Annotated in this window: 17 protein-coding genes; 12 read left to right on the forward strand and 5 right to left on the reverse strand. The window is 66.8% G+C overall.

The window, feature by feature from the left end:
• Window positions 1–53 precede the first annotated feature (53 nt).
• From hisH to ACFWHR_RS06460, 3 genes are all read left to right on the forward strand, one after another.
• On the forward strand, window positions 54–689 hold the full coding sequence (gene hisH / locus ACFWHR_RS06450; RefSeq protein ID WP_382447759.1) for an imidazole glycerol phosphate synthase subunit HisH: 636 nt from the start codon (window positions 54–56) through the stop codon (window positions 687–689).
• A 102-nt stretch (window positions 690–791) separates the two neighbouring features.
• Window positions 792–1,538 (forward strand): bifunctional 1-(5-phosphoribosyl)-5-((5-phosphoribosylamino)methylideneamino)imidazole-4-carboxamide isomerase/phosphoribosylanthranilate isomerase PriA, encoded by a 747-nt coding sequence (priA, locus tag ACFWHR_RS06455; protein WP_382447442.1) that lies wholly within the window; start codon window positions 792–794, stop codon window positions 1,536–1,538.
• Window positions 1,539–1,552: 14 nt separating this feature from the next.
• Window positions 1,553–2,446, forward strand: a complete 894-nt coding sequence (locus ACFWHR_RS06460) for an SseB family protein (RefSeq protein WP_382447443.1) — start codon at window positions 1,553–1,555, stop codon at window positions 2,444–2,446.
• A gap of 3 nt (window positions 2,447–2,449) precedes the next feature.
• On the opposite strand, the gene ACFWHR_RS06465 is transcribed toward ACFWHR_RS06460, so the two are convergent.
• Window positions 2,450–2,851: a DUF1844 domain-containing protein gene (locus ACFWHR_RS06465; RefSeq protein ID WP_382447444.1), complete on the reverse strand. Its 402-nt coding sequence runs from the start codon at window positions 2,849–2,851 to the stop codon at window positions 2,450–2,452.
• Between the two features lie 218 nt (window positions 2,852–3,069).
• Here ACFWHR_RS06465 and infC point away from each other — a divergent pair, with 218 nt between their 5' ends.
• The 4 genes from infC (at window position 3,070) to ACFWHR_RS06485 (ending at window position 5,329) form a co-directional block, all read left to right on the forward strand.
• Window positions 3,070–3,696 carry a translation initiation factor IF-3 gene (gene infC / locus ACFWHR_RS06470; RefSeq protein ID WP_382447445.1) on the forward strand — a complete coding sequence of 209 codons (627 nt, stop codon included), beginning with the start codon at window positions 3,070–3,072 and terminating at the stop codon, window positions 3,694–3,696.
• A 76-nt stretch (window positions 3,697–3,772) separates the two neighbouring features.
• Entirely contained in the window at window positions 3,773–3,967 is a 195-nt protein-coding gene (rpmI, locus tag ACFWHR_RS06475) for a 50S ribosomal protein L35 (RefSeq protein ID WP_024356294.1), read from the forward strand.
• 53 nt (window positions 3,968–4,020) lie between these two features.
• The gene (gene rplT / locus ACFWHR_RS06480) at window positions 4,021–4,404 is read left to right on the forward strand and encodes a 50S ribosomal protein L20 (RefSeq protein ID WP_382447446.1); all 384 of its coding nucleotides are present in this window, start codon (window positions 4,021–4,023) and stop codon (window positions 4,402–4,404) included.
• Window positions 4,405–4,519: 115 nt separating this feature from the next.
• Window positions 4,520–5,329 carry a TrmH family RNA methyltransferase gene (locus ACFWHR_RS06485; RefSeq protein ID WP_382447447.1) on the forward strand — a complete coding sequence of 270 codons (810 nt, stop codon included), beginning with the start codon at window positions 4,520–4,522 and terminating at the stop codon, window positions 5,327–5,329.
• Window positions 5,330–5,338: 9 nt separating this feature from the next.
• Here ACFWHR_RS06485 and ACFWHR_RS06490 read toward each other — a convergent pair whose 3' ends face one another.
• The 3 genes from ACFWHR_RS06490 to ACFWHR_RS06500 form a co-directional block, all read right to left on the reverse strand.
• The gene (locus ACFWHR_RS06490; RefSeq protein WP_382447448.1) at window positions 5,339–6,610 is read right to left on the reverse strand and encodes a Dyp-type peroxidase; all 1,272 of its coding nucleotides are present in this window, start codon (window positions 6,608–6,610) and stop codon (window positions 5,339–5,341) included.
• Window positions 6,607–7,149, reverse strand: a complete 543-nt coding sequence (locus ACFWHR_RS06495; RefSeq protein WP_382447449.1) for a copper resistance protein CopC — start codon at window positions 7,147–7,149, stop codon at window positions 6,607–6,609. The genes ACFWHR_RS06490 and ACFWHR_RS06495 overlap by 4 nt, the downstream gene beginning before the upstream one ends.
• Before the next feature lie 215 nt (window positions 7,150–7,364).
• A complete protein-coding gene (locus tag ACFWHR_RS06500) occupies window positions 7,365–8,015 on the reverse strand; it encodes a hypothetical protein (protein ID WP_382447450.1) in 651 nt (216 codons plus the stop codon).
• Window positions 8,016–8,070: 55 nt separating this feature from the next.
• On the opposite strand from ACFWHR_RS06500, the gene pheS reads away from it, so the two are divergent.
• The 4 genes from pheS to ACFWHR_RS06520 are packed head-to-tail and all read left to right on the forward strand — an operon-like array spanning window position 8,071 to window position 12,936.
• The gene (gene pheS, locus ACFWHR_RS06505; protein ID WP_382447451.1) at window positions 8,071–9,111 is read left to right on the forward strand and encodes a phenylalanine--tRNA ligase subunit alpha; all 1,041 of its coding nucleotides are present in this window, start codon (window positions 8,071–8,073) and stop codon (window positions 9,109–9,111) included.
• The gene (pheT, locus tag ACFWHR_RS06510; protein ID WP_382447452.1) at window positions 9,111–11,708 is read left to right on the forward strand and encodes a phenylalanine--tRNA ligase subunit beta; all 2,598 of its coding nucleotides are present in this window, start codon (window positions 9,111–9,113) and stop codon (window positions 11,706–11,708) included. The genes pheS and pheT overlap by 1 nt, the downstream gene beginning before the upstream one ends.
• Before the next feature lie 24 nt (window positions 11,709–11,732).
• A complete protein-coding gene (locus ACFWHR_RS06515; protein ID WP_382447453.1) occupies window positions 11,733–12,143 on the forward strand; it encodes a VOC family protein in 411 nt (136 codons plus the stop codon).
• A gap of 52 nt (window positions 12,144–12,195) precedes the next feature.
• Window positions 12,196–12,936 (forward strand): SDR family oxidoreductase, encoded by a 741-nt coding sequence (locus ACFWHR_RS06520; protein ID WP_382447454.1) that lies wholly within the window; start codon window positions 12,196–12,198, stop codon window positions 12,934–12,936.
• 52 nt (window positions 12,937–12,988) lie between these two features.
• On the opposite strand, the gene ACFWHR_RS06525 is transcribed toward ACFWHR_RS06520, so the two are convergent.
• Window positions 12,989–13,420, reverse strand: a complete 432-nt coding sequence (locus tag ACFWHR_RS06525) for a VOC family protein (protein WP_382447455.1) — start codon at window positions 13,418–13,420, stop codon at window positions 12,989–12,991.
• Between the two features lie 208 nt (window positions 13,421–13,628).
• On the opposite strand from ACFWHR_RS06525, the gene ACFWHR_RS06530 reads away from it, so the two are divergent.
• Entirely contained in the window at window positions 13,629–14,534 is a 906-nt protein-coding gene (locus ACFWHR_RS06530; protein WP_382447456.1) for a VOC family protein, read from the forward strand.
• The last annotated feature ends 146 nt before the right edge of the window (window positions 14,535–14,680 follow it).

A 14,680-nucleotide genomic window follows, 5' to 3' on the forward strand; every position in this document is an offset into this window, starting at 1 on the left:
CTGACGCCCCGGCGAGCAGCGGCGCGGCGCACGCGGGCGAAGCGGGCAACGACGTGACCGCACGAAAGTCGGTTGTGGTGCTCGATTACGGTTCGGGCAACGTTCACTCCGCCGTCAAAGCGCTCGTTCACGCGGGCGCTGACGTCGAGTTGACGCGCGATCCCGCTGCCGTGTTGGCCGCTGACGGACTCCTCGTGCCCGGCGTCGGCGCCTTCGACGCGGTTATGCGGCAATTGCGGTCCGTGCGCGGTGACGAGTTGATCGATCGCCGGCTCGCCGGTGGCCGCGCAGTGCTCGGCATCTGCGTCGGGGCGCAGGTGTTGTTCGACCGCGGAATTGAGCGCGGCGTTGAGACCGAGGGGCTTGGTCAGTGGCCGGGCACGGTGCGTGAACTCAGTGCCCCCGTGCTGCCGCACATGGGTTGGAACACGGTCGATGTGCCGCAGGGCTCCCGACTTTTTGCGGGGCTTGAGCGCGAGCGCTTCTATTTCGTGCACAGCAATGGCGCGACGGAGTGGACCATTGAGGGGCGCACCGAGGCGACGCGTCCGCTTGTGACGTGGGCCGAACACGGTGAGCGGTTCATCGCCGCCGTTGAAAACGGGCCGCTTAGCGCCACTCAGTTTCATCCCGAAAAGTCGGGCGACGCTGGAATCCAACTGCTCAGGAACTGGATCGCCACCCTCTGAACCTGGGGCGGCGTTTCGGTACCACGACCGAATCGCACGCTCGCCCCGTCGTACTCGAATTGGCAGCGGCGGAAACGCCGCGCACCCGAAGGAGAACCCCGCATGAGTGAACTCGCTGAAGGCCCCGAACTGCAGCTGCTTCCGGCGATCGACATGGTCGACGGCAAAGCTGTACGACTGACTCAGGGCGAAGCCGGAACAGAAACAAACTATGGCAGCCCTGTTGATGCTGCCCTTGACTGGATCGACCAGGGTGCCGAGTGGATTCACCTTGTTGACCTCGACGCGGCGTTCGGGCGAGGGAGCAACGTCGCTGTCGCCCGCAAGATCATTCGTCGTGCGGGTGATGTCAAGATTGAATTCAGCGGCGGTATTCGCGACGACGAGTCGCTCGAGTCGGCGCTTGAGATGGGGGCGACGCGAGTCAACCTCGGCACCGCCGCGCTCGAGAATCCCGAGTGGACGCAAGCAGTGATTGCGCGCTTCGGAGACCGCATCGCGGTGGGTCTCGATGTGCGCGGGGAGACCCTCGCGGCGCGCGGCTGGACGCAAGAGGGCGGCAATCTGTGGGACGTGCTCGACCGCCTCGAAGAGGCGCACTGTGCGCGCTACGTGGTGACCGACGTCACCAAGGATGGCACGATGCGCGGGCCCAATATTGACCTGCTCAGCAAAGTCTGCGCCCGCACCGACCGTCCGATCGTGGCCTCTGGTGGCATCTCGAGCCTCGACGACCTCGCGGCACTACGCCAGCTCGTGCCGAGTGGACTCGAGGGCGCGATTGTCGGCAAGGCGCTCTACGACGGCGCGTTCACGCTGCCCGCGGCGCTCGATGTCGCGGGCCGCTAAGCGCGACTCAAACTATGGCCATTCGTAAGCTGCCGTCAACGGGCGATTCACCGCGCAGCACGGGAGTGCCCGAGAGTCTTGCAGCGGGCGGCGCGGCAGACTCGGCCGGGTTCCCCTGGGCGGGGCGCACCTTCGACCATCACGACACGGCGTTTGCCGGCGACGATGGCCGGGCCCCGGTTGCGGTCACGGAGCTGGTGGGGGCAGTGCGAAGTGCGGCGAGCGTAGCGCACCGCGCGGCGACTGCCGGTGATTACTGGGATGCGGTGAGAGACGTCGCTGACGCCCAGGCGAATGCGATTGCAGGGTTTGGGGCAGAGCGATTTCTCGTGCCGATGCTCGCTGAGGCTGGCGACCTGGGGGAGACCCCCGACGGCCGTACCGTTGAGAAGTCCCAGGAGCTCTCGATCGTCACGGTCGCCGCACCGGATGGGCGGCGAGTATTGCCGATCTTCAGCTCCGTCGAAACCCTCGCCCGCTGGAATGGCGAGGCGCGCCCGATCCCGGTGCCCGGCGCGCAGGCCGCACTCGCGGCGGCGCAGGAGGGGACCGAGCTCATCATCATTGACCCCGGAACCCCCGAGTGCGAATACGGCGTTCGCCGCACCGCAATCGAGGCACTCGCGCTCGGTAGGCGTGCGCTCCCCGCGTGGGCCGATGCCGACGTGCAAGCGGAGTTCCGAGCAATCGCTGCGGTCGATCCGCGCATCGAAGCCCTCTGGATCGCGCCCGGCGAGCTCGACAGTCGACTGCTCGAACCTGAGGTTTCGGTGCTGCTGCGCATCGTCGCGACGACGGCTGACGAACGCGCCGATGTGCTCACGGCCCTGCAATCGCGCATCGCCGCATCGGAGATCGTGGCGGATCGCGTGGACTCACTGAAGCTGCGGCCGACCGCGGCTGGGTAGGGACTAGTTGACGGGGCCCGTGTACTTCTCGCCCGGCCCCTGGCCGATGGGGTCTGGGATGACGGAAGCCTCGCGGAAGGCCAGCTGTACCGATCGGAGGCCATCGCGCAGGCTGCGCGCGTGCATGTCACTGACCTCGGGGGCGGCCGCCGTGATGAGCCCCGCGAGGGCGTTGATCAGCTTGCGCGCCTCATCGAGATCGACCTGCGAGTCGGGGTCGTCGGCGAGCCCCACCTTGACCGCTGCCGCGCTCAGCAGGTGCACGGCCGCGGTCGTAATGACCTCAACGGCAGCAACGTCGGCAATATCGCGCGTCGCCTGCGAGACGTCGTTTTGCTCGCCCGCGTGGCCCTCAGCATTGTCGTTCGTGAAGTCGGTGGGCTGATCGGCGGTCTGCTCGCTCATGAGGTCCTGTCTGTTGCGGCGGTAGATGTGCTACCATTGGTTCGGTTCTCGGTGTTTTGCCGAGATCACGGAAGAGGAGATTCTCCCACCCGGCACCGCTTTAAGGTTACCGGGTAGTTGACACCCCGCCGATCACTCGGCAGCTTGACAAGGGTGTGGGATCGCGCGTGCGCGGCCCTGATCTCAAATTCCGTGGCTCCGTACCGGAGTGCCCACCCATGAGATCAGAGGAGCCGGCGATCAGCGATCCCCGTACGAATGACAGAATCCGCGTCCCCGAGGTGCGACTGGTAGGACCCAGTGGCGAGCAGGTCGGCGTTGTGCCGATCGAGACTGCGCTCCGCATGGCTGTGGACGCCGATCTCGATCTCGTCGAGGTTGCCCCGAACTCGAAGCCTCCCGTAGCCAAGATCATGGACTTCGGGAAGTACAAGTACGAGGCAGCTCAGAAGCAGAAGGAAGCTCGTCGCAATCAGGCGAACACCATCTTGAAAGAGGTGCGCTTCCGTCTCAAGATCGACACGCATGACTACGAGACCAAGATGAAGCGCGCTGTCGGCTTCCTGTCGCAGGGTGACAAGGTCAAAGCTATGATCCTGTTCCGCGGCCGTGAGCAGTCGCGCCCCGAGATGGGCGTCCGTCTGCTGAAGCAGTTCTCAGAGGACATCGCGGAATACGGCATTGTCGAGTCGAACCCGCGCATCGACGGTCGCAACATGGTGATGGTCGTTGCCCCGCTCAAGAACAAGTCTGAGGCGAAGGCCGAGCTGAACGCTCGTCGCGCCGAAGAGAAGGCCACTCGTCGGGCCGACAAGTCCACCGATACGGACTCGGACGACGACTGAACTGCGGTGCGCTGCTGAGCGCAGCGCCACCCCGCAACCCGCGGCCGAAAGGCTCGCACACTACAAGGAGAAATCGATGCCCAAGCAGAAGACCCACTCGGGGGCCAAGAAGCGCTTCAAGCTCACCGGTTCCGGCAAGCTGATGAAGCAGCAGGCTGGCATGCGCCACAACCTCGAGGTGAAGTCCTCGAAGCGGAAGCGCCGTCTGAATGCCGAGCAGGTGCTCGCCAAGGGCGATGCCAAGCAGGCAATGAAGCTCCTCGGTCACTGAGACCGGCGCGAGCGCATAGCTTTCATCTGAGAATTTCGTAAGGAAGAACTGAAATGGCAAGAGTTAAAAGGGCCGTCAACGCCCACAAGAAGCGTCGCGTAATTCTTGAGCGCGCCGAGGGCTACCGCGGGCAGCGTTCACGTCTGTACCGCAAGGCCAAAGAGCAGGTCATCCACTCGCTCGTTTACTCGTACAACGACCGTCGCAAGAAGAAGGGCGATTTCCGTCGCCTGTGGATCCAGCGCATCAACGCTGGCGCTCGCGCCAACGGCCTGACCTACAACCGCTTCATCCAGGGCCTCGGCCTTGCCGGTGTTGAGGTTGACCGTCGTATGCTCGCTGAGCTCGCCGTCAACGAGCCCGCAGCTTTCGCGACCCTCGTTGAGGTCGCGAAGTCGGCCCTGCCCGAGGACACCTCGGCACCGAAGGCCGCGTAAGCAGTTCTTCCGTCGAAGAACCCCGTTCCAGTTGGAGCGGGGTTCTTCGCGTTTTCGGGCCTAGCCGAAGCCGCACCTCGGACGGCTTGACGTGGGTCGCCGATAAGCTGTCCAGATGAGCGACGAGATTCTGAGCAACCCGAAGTCCGAGCGTGTGAAGCGAATCGCCTCGCTGGCCCGCAAGAAGGAGCGGCAGGCACACGGACGATTCATCGTCGAGGGCCCGCAGGCCGTGCGAGAACTGCTGATCCACCGGCCGGAGCTGACAGAAACCGTATACACGACGCTGGGCAATGAGGCGTGGCAGAGCGAAATCGATCGCCTCGCTTCAGACGCTGGAGTGCGGCTTGAACGGGCGACGGGCGAGGTCATCACTGCGATGTCCGAGACGGTCAACCCGCAGGGCGTCGTCGCCGTCGCGCGCAGCTGGGGCGGCGACGTCGCGGACGTGCTGAAGGGTGCTCGACTCGTCGCGATCCTCCATGAAATTCGGGACCCGGGGAACGCCGGTACCGTGTTGCGCGCAGCCGATGCCGCCGGCGCCGACGCGGTTATCTTCGCGGGCGAGAGCATCGACCCGTTCCACCCGAAAGTGGTGCGCTCAACCACCGGTTCGCTGTTTCATGTGCCCGTCGCCGTGGTCGACACGCTTGCCGATGCGGTCGACGCCGTGAAGACCGCAGGCCTGTCCGCGTTCGCGGCTGACGTGCGCGGTGCGGACGTGCTTGAGGCGCGTGCTGAGGGCGCGCTCGCCGGCCCGATCGCTTGGGTGTTTGGCAACGAAGCGCGCGGGCTGAGCGAGCCCGATCGCGCGCTCGCGGACCGCTCCGTGAAGCTCCCGATCTATGGCGCGGCTGAGTCTCTGAACTTGGCGACCGCGGCGAGCGTGCTGCTCTACGAGACCGCCTTCGCGCAGCGCAGCTAGCTCGCTGACTCAGGCGAGCAGCTTCGCGCCAAGCGTTTCGCCGCGCCGAAAGCCGGGCAGGATCGCGAACACCGCCGACCCCGTATGCGTGACCCACTCGTTGAGCAGGTCGAGCTCGTCGAGCCGCCGCTGGATGGGTACGAACTGCCGCAGCGGGTCGCGCTGAAAGCACCCGAACAGCAGGCCCGACTCGGTTCCGTCGTCATAGTTCGCGGCGCGCCGCACGATGCGTTCGCTGGGGTTGCTCGAGTGGGCGCGGCGCACGTGCGCGTAGCTCGGCACCGTCGGCAGTCCGATCGCATTCTTCTGTTCGAAGTCGATCGCGGTGTGTTCGGTGCCGCCGGTGAGAGGCGCGCCGTCAACGACGCGGCGGCCAATGGCGAGCTCTCGTCCCGGGCGGTCGACGCGATCCCAGGTGTCGAGCTCCATCCGAATGCGTCGCAGCACGAGCGCCGTGCCGTTTTCGAGCCACGGGGTCGAAGCTGTTTCTGACCCGTCGATCCAGACGAGTCCGGCAAAGTCCTCATCATCGGGCTGCGCGTTGACGGTTCCGTCAACCTGCCCCATCAGGTTGCGCATCGTGGTGCCGGAGGACTCCGAGCCGCGCGCCTGCCGAAAGCCCTGCTGTGTCCAGGCACGCTTCGCAAACCCACTGATGTCGCGGTCGAGCATGCGGGCGGCGTGCGCGATCGGTAGGGGATCATCGGCCTGCAGCAGCACGAGCAGGTCGCCGCCGTCGTGACGTCCATCGAGCTCGTCTCGGCTGAAGGCGGGCAGAGCGCCGAGCCACTCGGGGGTGAGCGCGGGATCGACCCGGTCGACCAGTCCGCGGCCAACGCCGATGGTGACCGTGAGCCGTGCGGGTCGGGCAGCCAGTTCGGGCTCGGGATCGGCGAGCGGGGCAGACCCAGAGGTCAGCCCTTCCACATCGTCCGTGAGAATGCGGAACAGCCGGGCGAGCGCGGCACGGTCGGTGTCGCGATGCATGGTGTACGCGACGTAACGCAGATGCGCTGCTGGGGTCGTAGCGACTCCAGCTTGATGCATGCCGTGACAGGGGAGGGCATCAGCACCAAATCCGGGCAGCTCTCCAGCTGCACCGCGCGCGGGCCGCGCCGATGGGTCGCTGCCATTGAGGATGGGTATCGCGTCGGACTGCAGCGCGACGGCGCCGAGCGCTCCGCCCGCGCCGAGCGCGGCGCCAAGCCCGACAGCGCCACCCGCGAACAGCGCTCGGCGACCGAAACGACGGGGTGCGAGGGGCGTCTTGTCGTCGCTCACGCGCTCGGCTCCGACCCGCGTGAGCGGCGCGAACGCGCGTACATGACTCCCGCGACCCCTGCGAGCACAAGTACGCCACCCCCGGCCGCCGCAGCAATGGCGATCGGCGGCGGGTTCGCGGCGGCGGGCTCCTGCGCTGAGGGGACATCTTCACTGCGGGCATCCGGCTCAATCACTGCGGCCGCCACGATCTGGGCGGTGCCATCGGCGGCGATTTCGATGCCGAATGCGCCCTCGATCGGGTGCCCATCGCTCGATACCACTCGCCAGGCCGCGGTCGCGGTTCCCTCGGGCAAATCGTCGACGAGGTCTTGCTGCACTGCCGGCCCCGACGTCGCAGGGGGCCCGTCTGCGAGCTCTGCGCCGTCGGCGCTGACGACGGTAATCTCAGTGCCGACGTCGATGATCGAGTCGCTGAAGGTCAGCTCAATCGCGTCGATGCTGCCACTTGCGGGGTCTGAGATGACTCGGGTGCCGACGAGTTGATCGTGCGCGAGGGCGGGAGTCAGCCCGCTCGCGGCGAAGGCTCCCGCGAGCACGCAGCCCGTGAGACCGAGCGCGGCTACTCGCGGCGCGTGGGAAAAACGTCGTGAGGAGCGTCGTGAAGGGTGTCGTGAAGCGTGTGTAGTGAACGACAAAGCGGTCTCCGATGGTGTGCGTCAACGCACGCCGGAGGAAGCCGGCGCGCGCCGAAGAAACATGTGGTCAGCGAGTCATCTCCCGCTCCGCCACGAAGGCGCAAGCGGGAGACGCGTCAGACCTGCGCCGGAGGGCCGCGGTGAGTGATCGACGCGGCCGTGAGAATGCGTGCGACGTGCATCGCGGCAGCGTCGGCGGTCAGCCGCACGGGAGTCGGGAACGCTGTGACTCCGACGCGCGGAACCACGCAGGGGAGCGCGCGGCGCACCAGCCGCAGCAGCGCCATGATGGCCCGTTCGCCCCGCTGCAGTAGCAGCACGGTGACCGCGGCAGCGGCGAGGTGCGCCGCCCACATCGCGAGGTCTGCGACGTCCGTCGCTGCAAGCTGGGGTGCGAACGCGGTCACCGCACGCACGTGCTCGGCGTGCGCGGGAAGAGCGGCCCCCGCACCATCTGCGCCCGAAGCGCCGGATGGCGCGATCCCGAGCCCCGCGAAGCACCAGTGATAGATGCCCTGAGCCGCGCCCACCGCGGCAGTGAGCCGCCACAGCGATCCGACGCGACCGGCGAGCACGGTGCAGATGGGCAGCGCGAGCATCGCCGTCGCGAGCACGGCCACCCAGGTGATTGATCCACCGACGAGTGCGTGCGAAGCCGCCGCGATCAGAGTTGCGGCGACCGCACCGAGTGCGCCGCGGGCCGCACGAACGCCGCGACTCGCTGGGCGCTGATCGGTCACGACACCCGGTCGCGACCTGATCTGCATGGGCTCAAGCCTACCGGCGCCCACGCAAGGGCGAGCGCCGGTAGGATGAGTTCCCGTGGCAGACACGAATCCCATCACTCAGCAAGCGGCTGACGCAGCGGTTGAGGCCGCGCTCGCCGCATTCGCCGCGGCAGACTCTGTCGCTGATCTGAAGGCCGCGCGCACCGCGCACGCGGGCGAGGGCTCAGCCATCGCCCAGCTCAACGCACAAATGCGAGCGGTGCCGAAAGACGAGAAGGCCGCTACCGGCAAGCTCATGGGCCAGGCCCGCGGGCGCATCGAGGGTGCGTTCTCCGGACGTGAGACCGAGCTCGCGGCGATCGAAGCCGCCGCCAGGCTCGCAGCCGAGACCGTCGACGTGACCGCCGCCCCCGTGCGGCGCACGGCGGGCAGCAGGCACCCGCTCGCGCAGCTCCAAGACGAGATTTCCGACGTGTTCATCGGGATGGGCTGGGAGATCGCGGAGGGCCCAGAGGTTGAGCACGAGTGGTTCAACTTCGATGCGCTCGGATTCGATCCTGACCACCCGGCCCGCGCCATGCAAGACACGTTCTTCGTTGAACCGGCCGATCGTCACCTGGTGCTGCGTACGCACACGTCACCGGTGCAGATTCGCTCTTTGCTCGGCCGCGAGCTGCCGGTCTACGTTGTTGCCCCGGGTCGCACGTACCGCACCGATGAGCTCGACGCGACGCACACCCCGGTGTTCAACCAGGTCGAGGGCATTGCGATCGATCGCGGTTTGACGATGGCTCACCTGCGCGGCACGCTCGAGCACTTCGCACGGCAGATGTTCGGCCCGGAGGCCGAGATTCGACTGCGCCCCAACTTCTTCCCGTTCACCGAGCCTTCTGCAGAGATGGACGTGTGGCAACCGCACGCCAAGGGTGGCGCTCGCTGGGTCGAGTGGGGCGGGTGTGGCATGGTCGACCCGAACGTGCTTGCCGCGGCAGGGATCGATCCCGAAGAGTTCCAGGGTTTCGCGTTCGGCATGGGCATCGAGCGGACACTTCAGTTCCGCCACGACATTAACGACATGCGAGACATGGTCGAGGGCGATGTCCGATTCAATCGTCAGTTCGGAGGACTGGTCTAATGCGCGTTCCGCTCAGCTGGCTCGGCGAGGTCGTCTCGCTTCCCACAGACGTGACCCCCGAACAGGTGCACGCCGACCTCGTGCGTGTGGGCTTCGAAGAGGAGTCGATCCGCCGCTTTGACGTCAGCGGACCCGTCGTCGTCGGTGAGGTGCTCTCTCGCGAACCCGAGGAGCACTCAAACGGCAAGACCGTGAACTGGTGCCAGGTGCGCGTGGCGCCAGAGGGTCAGCTCGCAGCAGACGGCGGCGCCGATGTGCGCGGCATCGTCTGCGGCGCCCACAACTTCGATGCGGGCGACCAGGTCGTCGTGTCGTTGCCCGGCGCTGTGCTGCCCGGTGGCTTTGAAATTTCGGCCCGGAAGACCTACGGCCACGTGTCCGACGGCATGATCGCCTCCGCCCGCGAACTCTCGCTCGGTGAGGATCACGACGGCATCATCGTGCTCTCGCGCCTCGGTATCACCGCCGCTCCCGGCGATGACGCGAAGGCGTTGCTCGGACTCGACGACACCGCCGTCGAGATCAATGTCACACCCGACCGGGGCTACGCCTTCTCGGTGCGCGGCGTCGCCCGCGAGTACGCGCACGCGACCGGCGTTGAGTTCACCGACCCGGCCACCACTGTCTCGCCGACGGCGGCGAGCGGCTTCCCGGTCACGATCGACGATCAGTCGCCGATCCGGGGCCGTCTCGGTGCCACCGGCTTCGTCACCCGCGTCGTGCGCGGCATTGACCAGTCCCGCCCGACTCCCGCGTGGCTCGTGTCGCGTCTGCAGCTTGCGGGAATCCGCTCGCTTTCGCTCGAGGTCGACATTTCGAACTACGTGATGCTTGAGCTCGGCCAGCCGCTGCACGCCTACGATCTGGCGAAGCTCACGGGCGGTATCACCGTGCGGCGCGCTGCTGCGGGGGAGACGCTCGTCACCCTCGACGGCCAGACCCGCGCACTGCACGTCGAAGACCTCGTGATTGCCGATGAGTCGGGTGCCATCGGCATTGCCGGCGTAATGGGCGGCGAGTCAACGAAGGCCGACGAGACGACCGTTGACGTGCTCATCGAAGCGGCGACGTTCGACCCGATTTCGATCGCTCGCTCAGCACGTCGCCACAAGCTGCCCAGCGAGGCTTCCAAGCGGTTCGAGCGCGGCGTTGACCCGCTCGTCGCACAGGCCGCGGCGCAGCGCATGGTCGACCTGCTGGTGGAACTTGCGGGCGGCACCGCCGACACGCTCGGCTCCGACATCGTTGCCCCGTGGCAGCCGACCGAGGTGCGCCTGCCGCTCGCGCGCGTCAACGGCCTGCTCGGCACCGACTACACCGACGACGAGGCACGCGGCGCGATCGCGACCGTCGGGTGCACCATCGTCAATGATGCGGACGGCGTGCTCACCGTCACCGCTCCGAGCTGGCGCTCGGACATTTCGCGCGCCGCTGACCTGATCGAAGAGATTGCACGCATCGTCGGGTACGACCGCATTCCCTCGGTGCTGCCCATCGCGCCAGCCGGACGCGGCCTCACGCGATCGCAGCGCCTGCGGCGCCGGGCGGCTGACGTCGTGACGGCCGCCGGGCTCGACGAGGTGCAGAGCTACCCGTTCGTGTCGTCGGCTCAGCTGCAGGCGTTCGGCGCGGGTGCAGAGCCGACCGGCCCTGACGCGCCCGCCGCGGGTGCCCCCGTCACCGCTGTGAAGCTCGCGAACCCGCTCGACGCGCAGTCTCCCTATCTGCGTCGCTCGCTGTTGCCTGGGCTCGTGGTTGCGGCGCAGCGCAACGTCTCACGCGGTCTCACTGACCTCGCGCTCGTCGAACTCGGGCTCGTCTTCGAACCGAGCGTCGCTGGCAACTCGATCGGCACCGACACTGTTCCGCCGCTCGCTGAGCGGCCCGCTGACGAGGTGCTCGCCGAGCTGAACGCGTCGATCCCGGTGCAACCGCGCCGCGCCGCAGGACTGCTGCTCGGCGATGCTGTCGACAAGCAGGCGGGTCAGGCCGCTCGCGCCTATGACTGGTCGGACGCGCTCGATGCAGCCCGCATCATTGCGGGGGCAGTGTCGATTGAACTCGTGGTCGGGCAGGGCTCGCATCGCGCGTTCCACCCCGGCCGGACGGCGGAGCTCGCGGTTCGCGTCACCAGCGACGGCTCTGACGCCGATGGTGACGAGGGCGGCCTCGTTGTCGTCGGTGTCGCCGGTGAACTGCTGCCCGAGCTCGTGGCGGCACACCACCTGCCGGGTCGCGTCGCCGCGTTTGAGCTCGATCTCGATCGTCTCATCGAGCTCGCCCCGCGCCAGCCGGAGACCGCGCAGCTCTCGACGTATCCCGCCGCGACGCAAGATCTCACGCTCGTGGTCGCCGACGACGTGCCGGCGGGCGATCTGCTCGCCGTAGTGGTTGCCGGTGCCGGTGACCTGCTTGAGGGCGCTCGCATCGTCGACGACTACCGCGGTGCTGGCATTGAGCCCGGCACGAAGGCGCTGACATTCGCCTTGCGCTTCCGCGCGGCAGATCGCACACTGAAAGCCGAAGAGGCCAGCGCGGCGAAGCTCGCCGGTGTGGCCGCCGCAGAGCTGGCGTTTGACGCGAAGCTCCGCGACTGACGCGCCCCGGGAACAGGAGCACACATGACCGGCATCACGCCCTACCTGCTGTTCCCGGGCAATGCCGCTGAGGCCCTCGAGTTCTATGGCTCCGTTTTTGGAGGCGGGCTCGAGCTGCACACCTATGCGGAGTTCGGTCGCTCGGACGGTCCGGCGGATGCAATCGCGCACGGCACGCTCGTTGGCCCCGTAGCGATCTACGGTGCCGACGCGGGTCCCGATGAAGACGCCGTGCACATGGGCGGCATGTTCTTCTCGCTGCTCGGCGCGGCAGCGCCCGCAACCCTGCACCGCTGGTTCGATGCGCTTGCGGCCGGCGGTCGCGTGATTCTGCCCCTCGAATTGCGTGAGTGGGATGCGAGTGACGGTCAACTCGTGGACCGCTTCGGCGTGCGGTGGCTGATTGGGTACGAACCCGCCGATACCGACGCGTAACCCGCGGCCGGTGATCGGCTGAGGTGATGAGCGGCGCGTGAAAGGACAGCAGATGAGGATCGCGATTGCCGGGGGTAGCGGCACCGTCGGGCGGCACGTCGTCGAGGTGGTGAGGGCGCACGGGCACGAATCGCTCGTGCTCGCACGGGCTGAAGGAGTAGATCTTGTGACCGGGCGCGGCCTCGACCTGACCGGGGTCGATGCAGTCATCGACGTGTCTGGCACCTCGACGCAGTCAGCGAAGCGGTCCCGAGGCTTCTTCTCAGCAGCGACAGGAAACTTGCTCGCGGCTGGCGCGCTCGCGGCGGTGCGGCATCACGTCGCACTGTCAATCGTCGGAGTGGATCGCGCCCCGCATGGATATTACGCGGGCAAGGCGGCTCAAGAACAACTGATCGCCGCGGGGCGGATGCCCTGGACTGTGCTCAGAGCGACGCAGTTCCACGAGTTCGCCGAACAGATGGTTTCGAATATGCGTTTCGCTCGCAGCGTCGGCGTGCCGAGCATGCGCACCAGACCCGTTGCAGCGCGTACCGTTGCCGAACGCCTTGTGGAAGTCGCGGAGGGCGAGCCCGAGGGTTTCGCGCTCGAGATCGCCGGTCCGCGCGAGGAACGTATGGCGCAGATGGTGCGCGACTTGATCGCCGCGCGCGGAGACGGGCTTCGCGTGCTCGAGGTGCCGCTGCCCGGTCGTTTCGGGCGAGCGCTACGCGACGGGAGTATCTTGCCATCGGGGAGTGGTGCCGCCTACTGTGCAGGCCCGAGCTTCGCCGAGTGGCTTGCGCGTTCTTGAAGCCGCGATGGAGGGTGCTGCGCTCGGTCGGCGCGGCACCCGCCGTTGCCTGCTAGCCCTCGGTCTTCGGCGCGAGGCTGAACATCCACGGCACACCGAAGCGGTCGGCCAGCATGCCGAACGTATCGCCCCACGGGGCAGTGGCGAACGGCTCACGAATGTCGGCGCCCTGGGAGATGCCGTCCCAAAGAGCGCGGATGCGCTCGTCGTCGTCGCCCGAAATGCAGACCGAGTTGCCGACCGACGCGGCATCGGGCGTCCCCGCCATTGAGGCCGGGTAGTCGGCGACCATGATGGTCAAGCCGTCGGGGGTATCGATTTGGCCGTGCATTACCTTCTCGCCCTCGCTGGGGTCGCCCATCATGCCGGGAATCGAGTCGTACCGCTCGATGCGCAGGTCGCCGCCGAGCACCGAGTGATAAAACTCGAGGGCCTCCCGGGCGTTGCCGTGAAAGTTGAGGTATGGGTTCAGGCTGATAGACATGGAAGTTCTCCTTTGTGGCCGGCAGGGCCATCCTCGGCCCTCCTGTGCATATTTTGCTCCCCGACATTGTGAAACACCAAGCCGACATGGGTTTCGCCCTTGATGGGGAGGTCGTCGCGGCGGATACTAAGAACTGAGCGCAGCGCTACGCCTGCGCACGCACTGAGATCGGCGCCGCTGCCGCGCTCGAAGGCGAAAGGAACTGTCTATGTCCGATCAGAAGATCGTGCCCAATATATGGTGCCAGGGGAACGCGGAAGAGGCGGGAACGTTTTACGCGCGAGTGTTTCCCGACACTGCCAGCGAGGTCGAATCGCGCTACCCAGAGACCGGGCTGCTGGAATTTCAGAAGCCGCTTGCCGGGAAGCCGTTGACGGTCGCCGTGCACCTCGCGGGGTTTCGTCTGACGCTGGTGAACGCGGGCACAGAATTCGCCCCCAACCCCTCGATCTCGATGTTCTTGACCTTTGGCAACGCCCGGTTCGGCGACCGCGACGGTGCGCGTGCAGCGCTGCAGGGTGTGTGGGATCAGCTCGCGGACGGCGGCACAGTACTCATGCCCCTCGACACGTACCCGTTCAGCGAGTACTACGGCTGGGTGCAGGATCGATTCGGCATGAGCTGGCAGCTCGGGCTCGCTGACGCGAGCAACGCAGACCCCGTGTTTGTGACTCCCTCGCTGATGTTCGGAGGCAAGGCCCAAAACCGCGCGGCGGCGGCGCGCGACCGATATCTCGAGGTGTTTCCCGATGCGAAGCCGGGCGGCTCGTACCCCTATGGCACACCCCGAGGGCCGGCAACTGCGGAGTCGCTTATGTATAGCGACTTCACCCTCTGCGGGCAGAACTTCAGCGCGATGGACTCGGGCGTCGAACAAGACTTCTCGTTTACCTGCGGGGTATCGCTCGAGGTGCGCTGCGCCGATCAGGCAGAGATTGATCGGCTCTGGGAAGCGCTCTCTGCGGTGCCAGAGGCCGAGCAGTGCGGCTGGCTGGAAGATGAGTTCGGCGTGAGCTGGCAGATCGTCCCAGAGAACATGGGCGAGCTCATGGAGCGGCCGAATGCGTTCGAACACATGCTTGAAATGCACAAAATAGTCATCGCCGATCTCTGAACGCGAACGCCCGTTCAGTCGCGCAGCCCGGTGAGGTGAGGAAGACTACACTCGCAGGGTTAGCGATTGAACGGGCGGGGAATACGAATGCGGGTGCGGGCGACGGCGGTCAGTAAAGGACCGGGCGGGCGGGCACTCCCGCCGAG

The organism is Leucobacter sp. NPDC058333 (assembly GCF_042726155.1).
In the GTDB taxonomy this organism is placed as follows: domain Bacteria; phylum Actinomycetota; class Actinomycetes; order Actinomycetales; family Microbacteriaceae; genus Leucobacter.

Bases quoted from the DNA above. Each gene is read 5' to 3' on its own strand.
- priA (WP_382447442.1), top strand. From the start codon at position 792: ATGAGTGAACTCGCTGAAGGCCCCGAACTGCAGCTGCTTCCGGCGATC.
- ACFWHR_RS06460 (WP_382447443.1), top strand. From the start codon at position 1,553: ATGGCCATTCGTAAGCTGCCGTCAACGGGCGATTCACCGCGCAGCACG.
- ACFWHR_RS06465 (WP_382447444.1), bottom strand. From the start codon at position 2,851: ATGAGCGAGCAGACCGCCGATCAGCCCACCGACTTCACGAACGACAAT.
- infC (WP_382447445.1), top strand. From the start codon at position 3,070: ATGAGATCAGAGGAGCCGGCGATCAGCGATCCCCGTACGAATGACAGA.
- rpmI (WP_024356294.1), top strand. From the start codon at position 3,773: ATGCCCAAGCAGAAGACCCACTCGGGGGCCAAGAAGCGCTTCAAGCTC.
- rplT (WP_382447446.1), top strand. From the start codon at position 4,021: ATGGCAAGAGTTAAAAGGGCCGTCAACGCCCACAAGAAGCGTCGCGTA.
- ACFWHR_RS06485 (WP_382447447.1), top strand. From the start codon at position 4,520: ATGAGCGACGAGATTCTGAGCAACCCGAAGTCCGAGCGTGTGAAGCGA.
- ACFWHR_RS06500 (WP_382447450.1), bottom strand. From the start codon at position 8,015: ATGCAGATCAGGTCGCGACCGGGTGTCGTGACCGATCAGCGCCCAGCG.
- pheT (WP_382447452.1), top strand. From the start codon at position 9,111: ATGCGCGTTCCGCTCAGCTGGCTCGGCGAGGTCGTCTCGCTTCCCACA.
- ACFWHR_RS06515 (WP_382447453.1), top strand. From the start codon at position 11,733: ATGACCGGCATCACGCCCTACCTGCTGTTCCCGGGCAATGCCGCTGAG.
- ACFWHR_RS06520 (WP_382447454.1), top strand. From the start codon at position 12,196: ATGAGGATCGCGATTGCCGGGGGTAGCGGCACCGTCGGGCGGCACGTC.
- ACFWHR_RS06525 (WP_382447455.1), bottom strand. From the start codon at position 13,420: ATGTCTATCAGCCTGAACCCATACCTCAACTTTCACGGCAACGCCCGG.
- ACFWHR_RS06530 (WP_382447456.1), top strand. From the start codon at position 13,629: ATGTCCGATCAGAAGATCGTGCCCAATATATGGTGCCAGGGGAACGCG.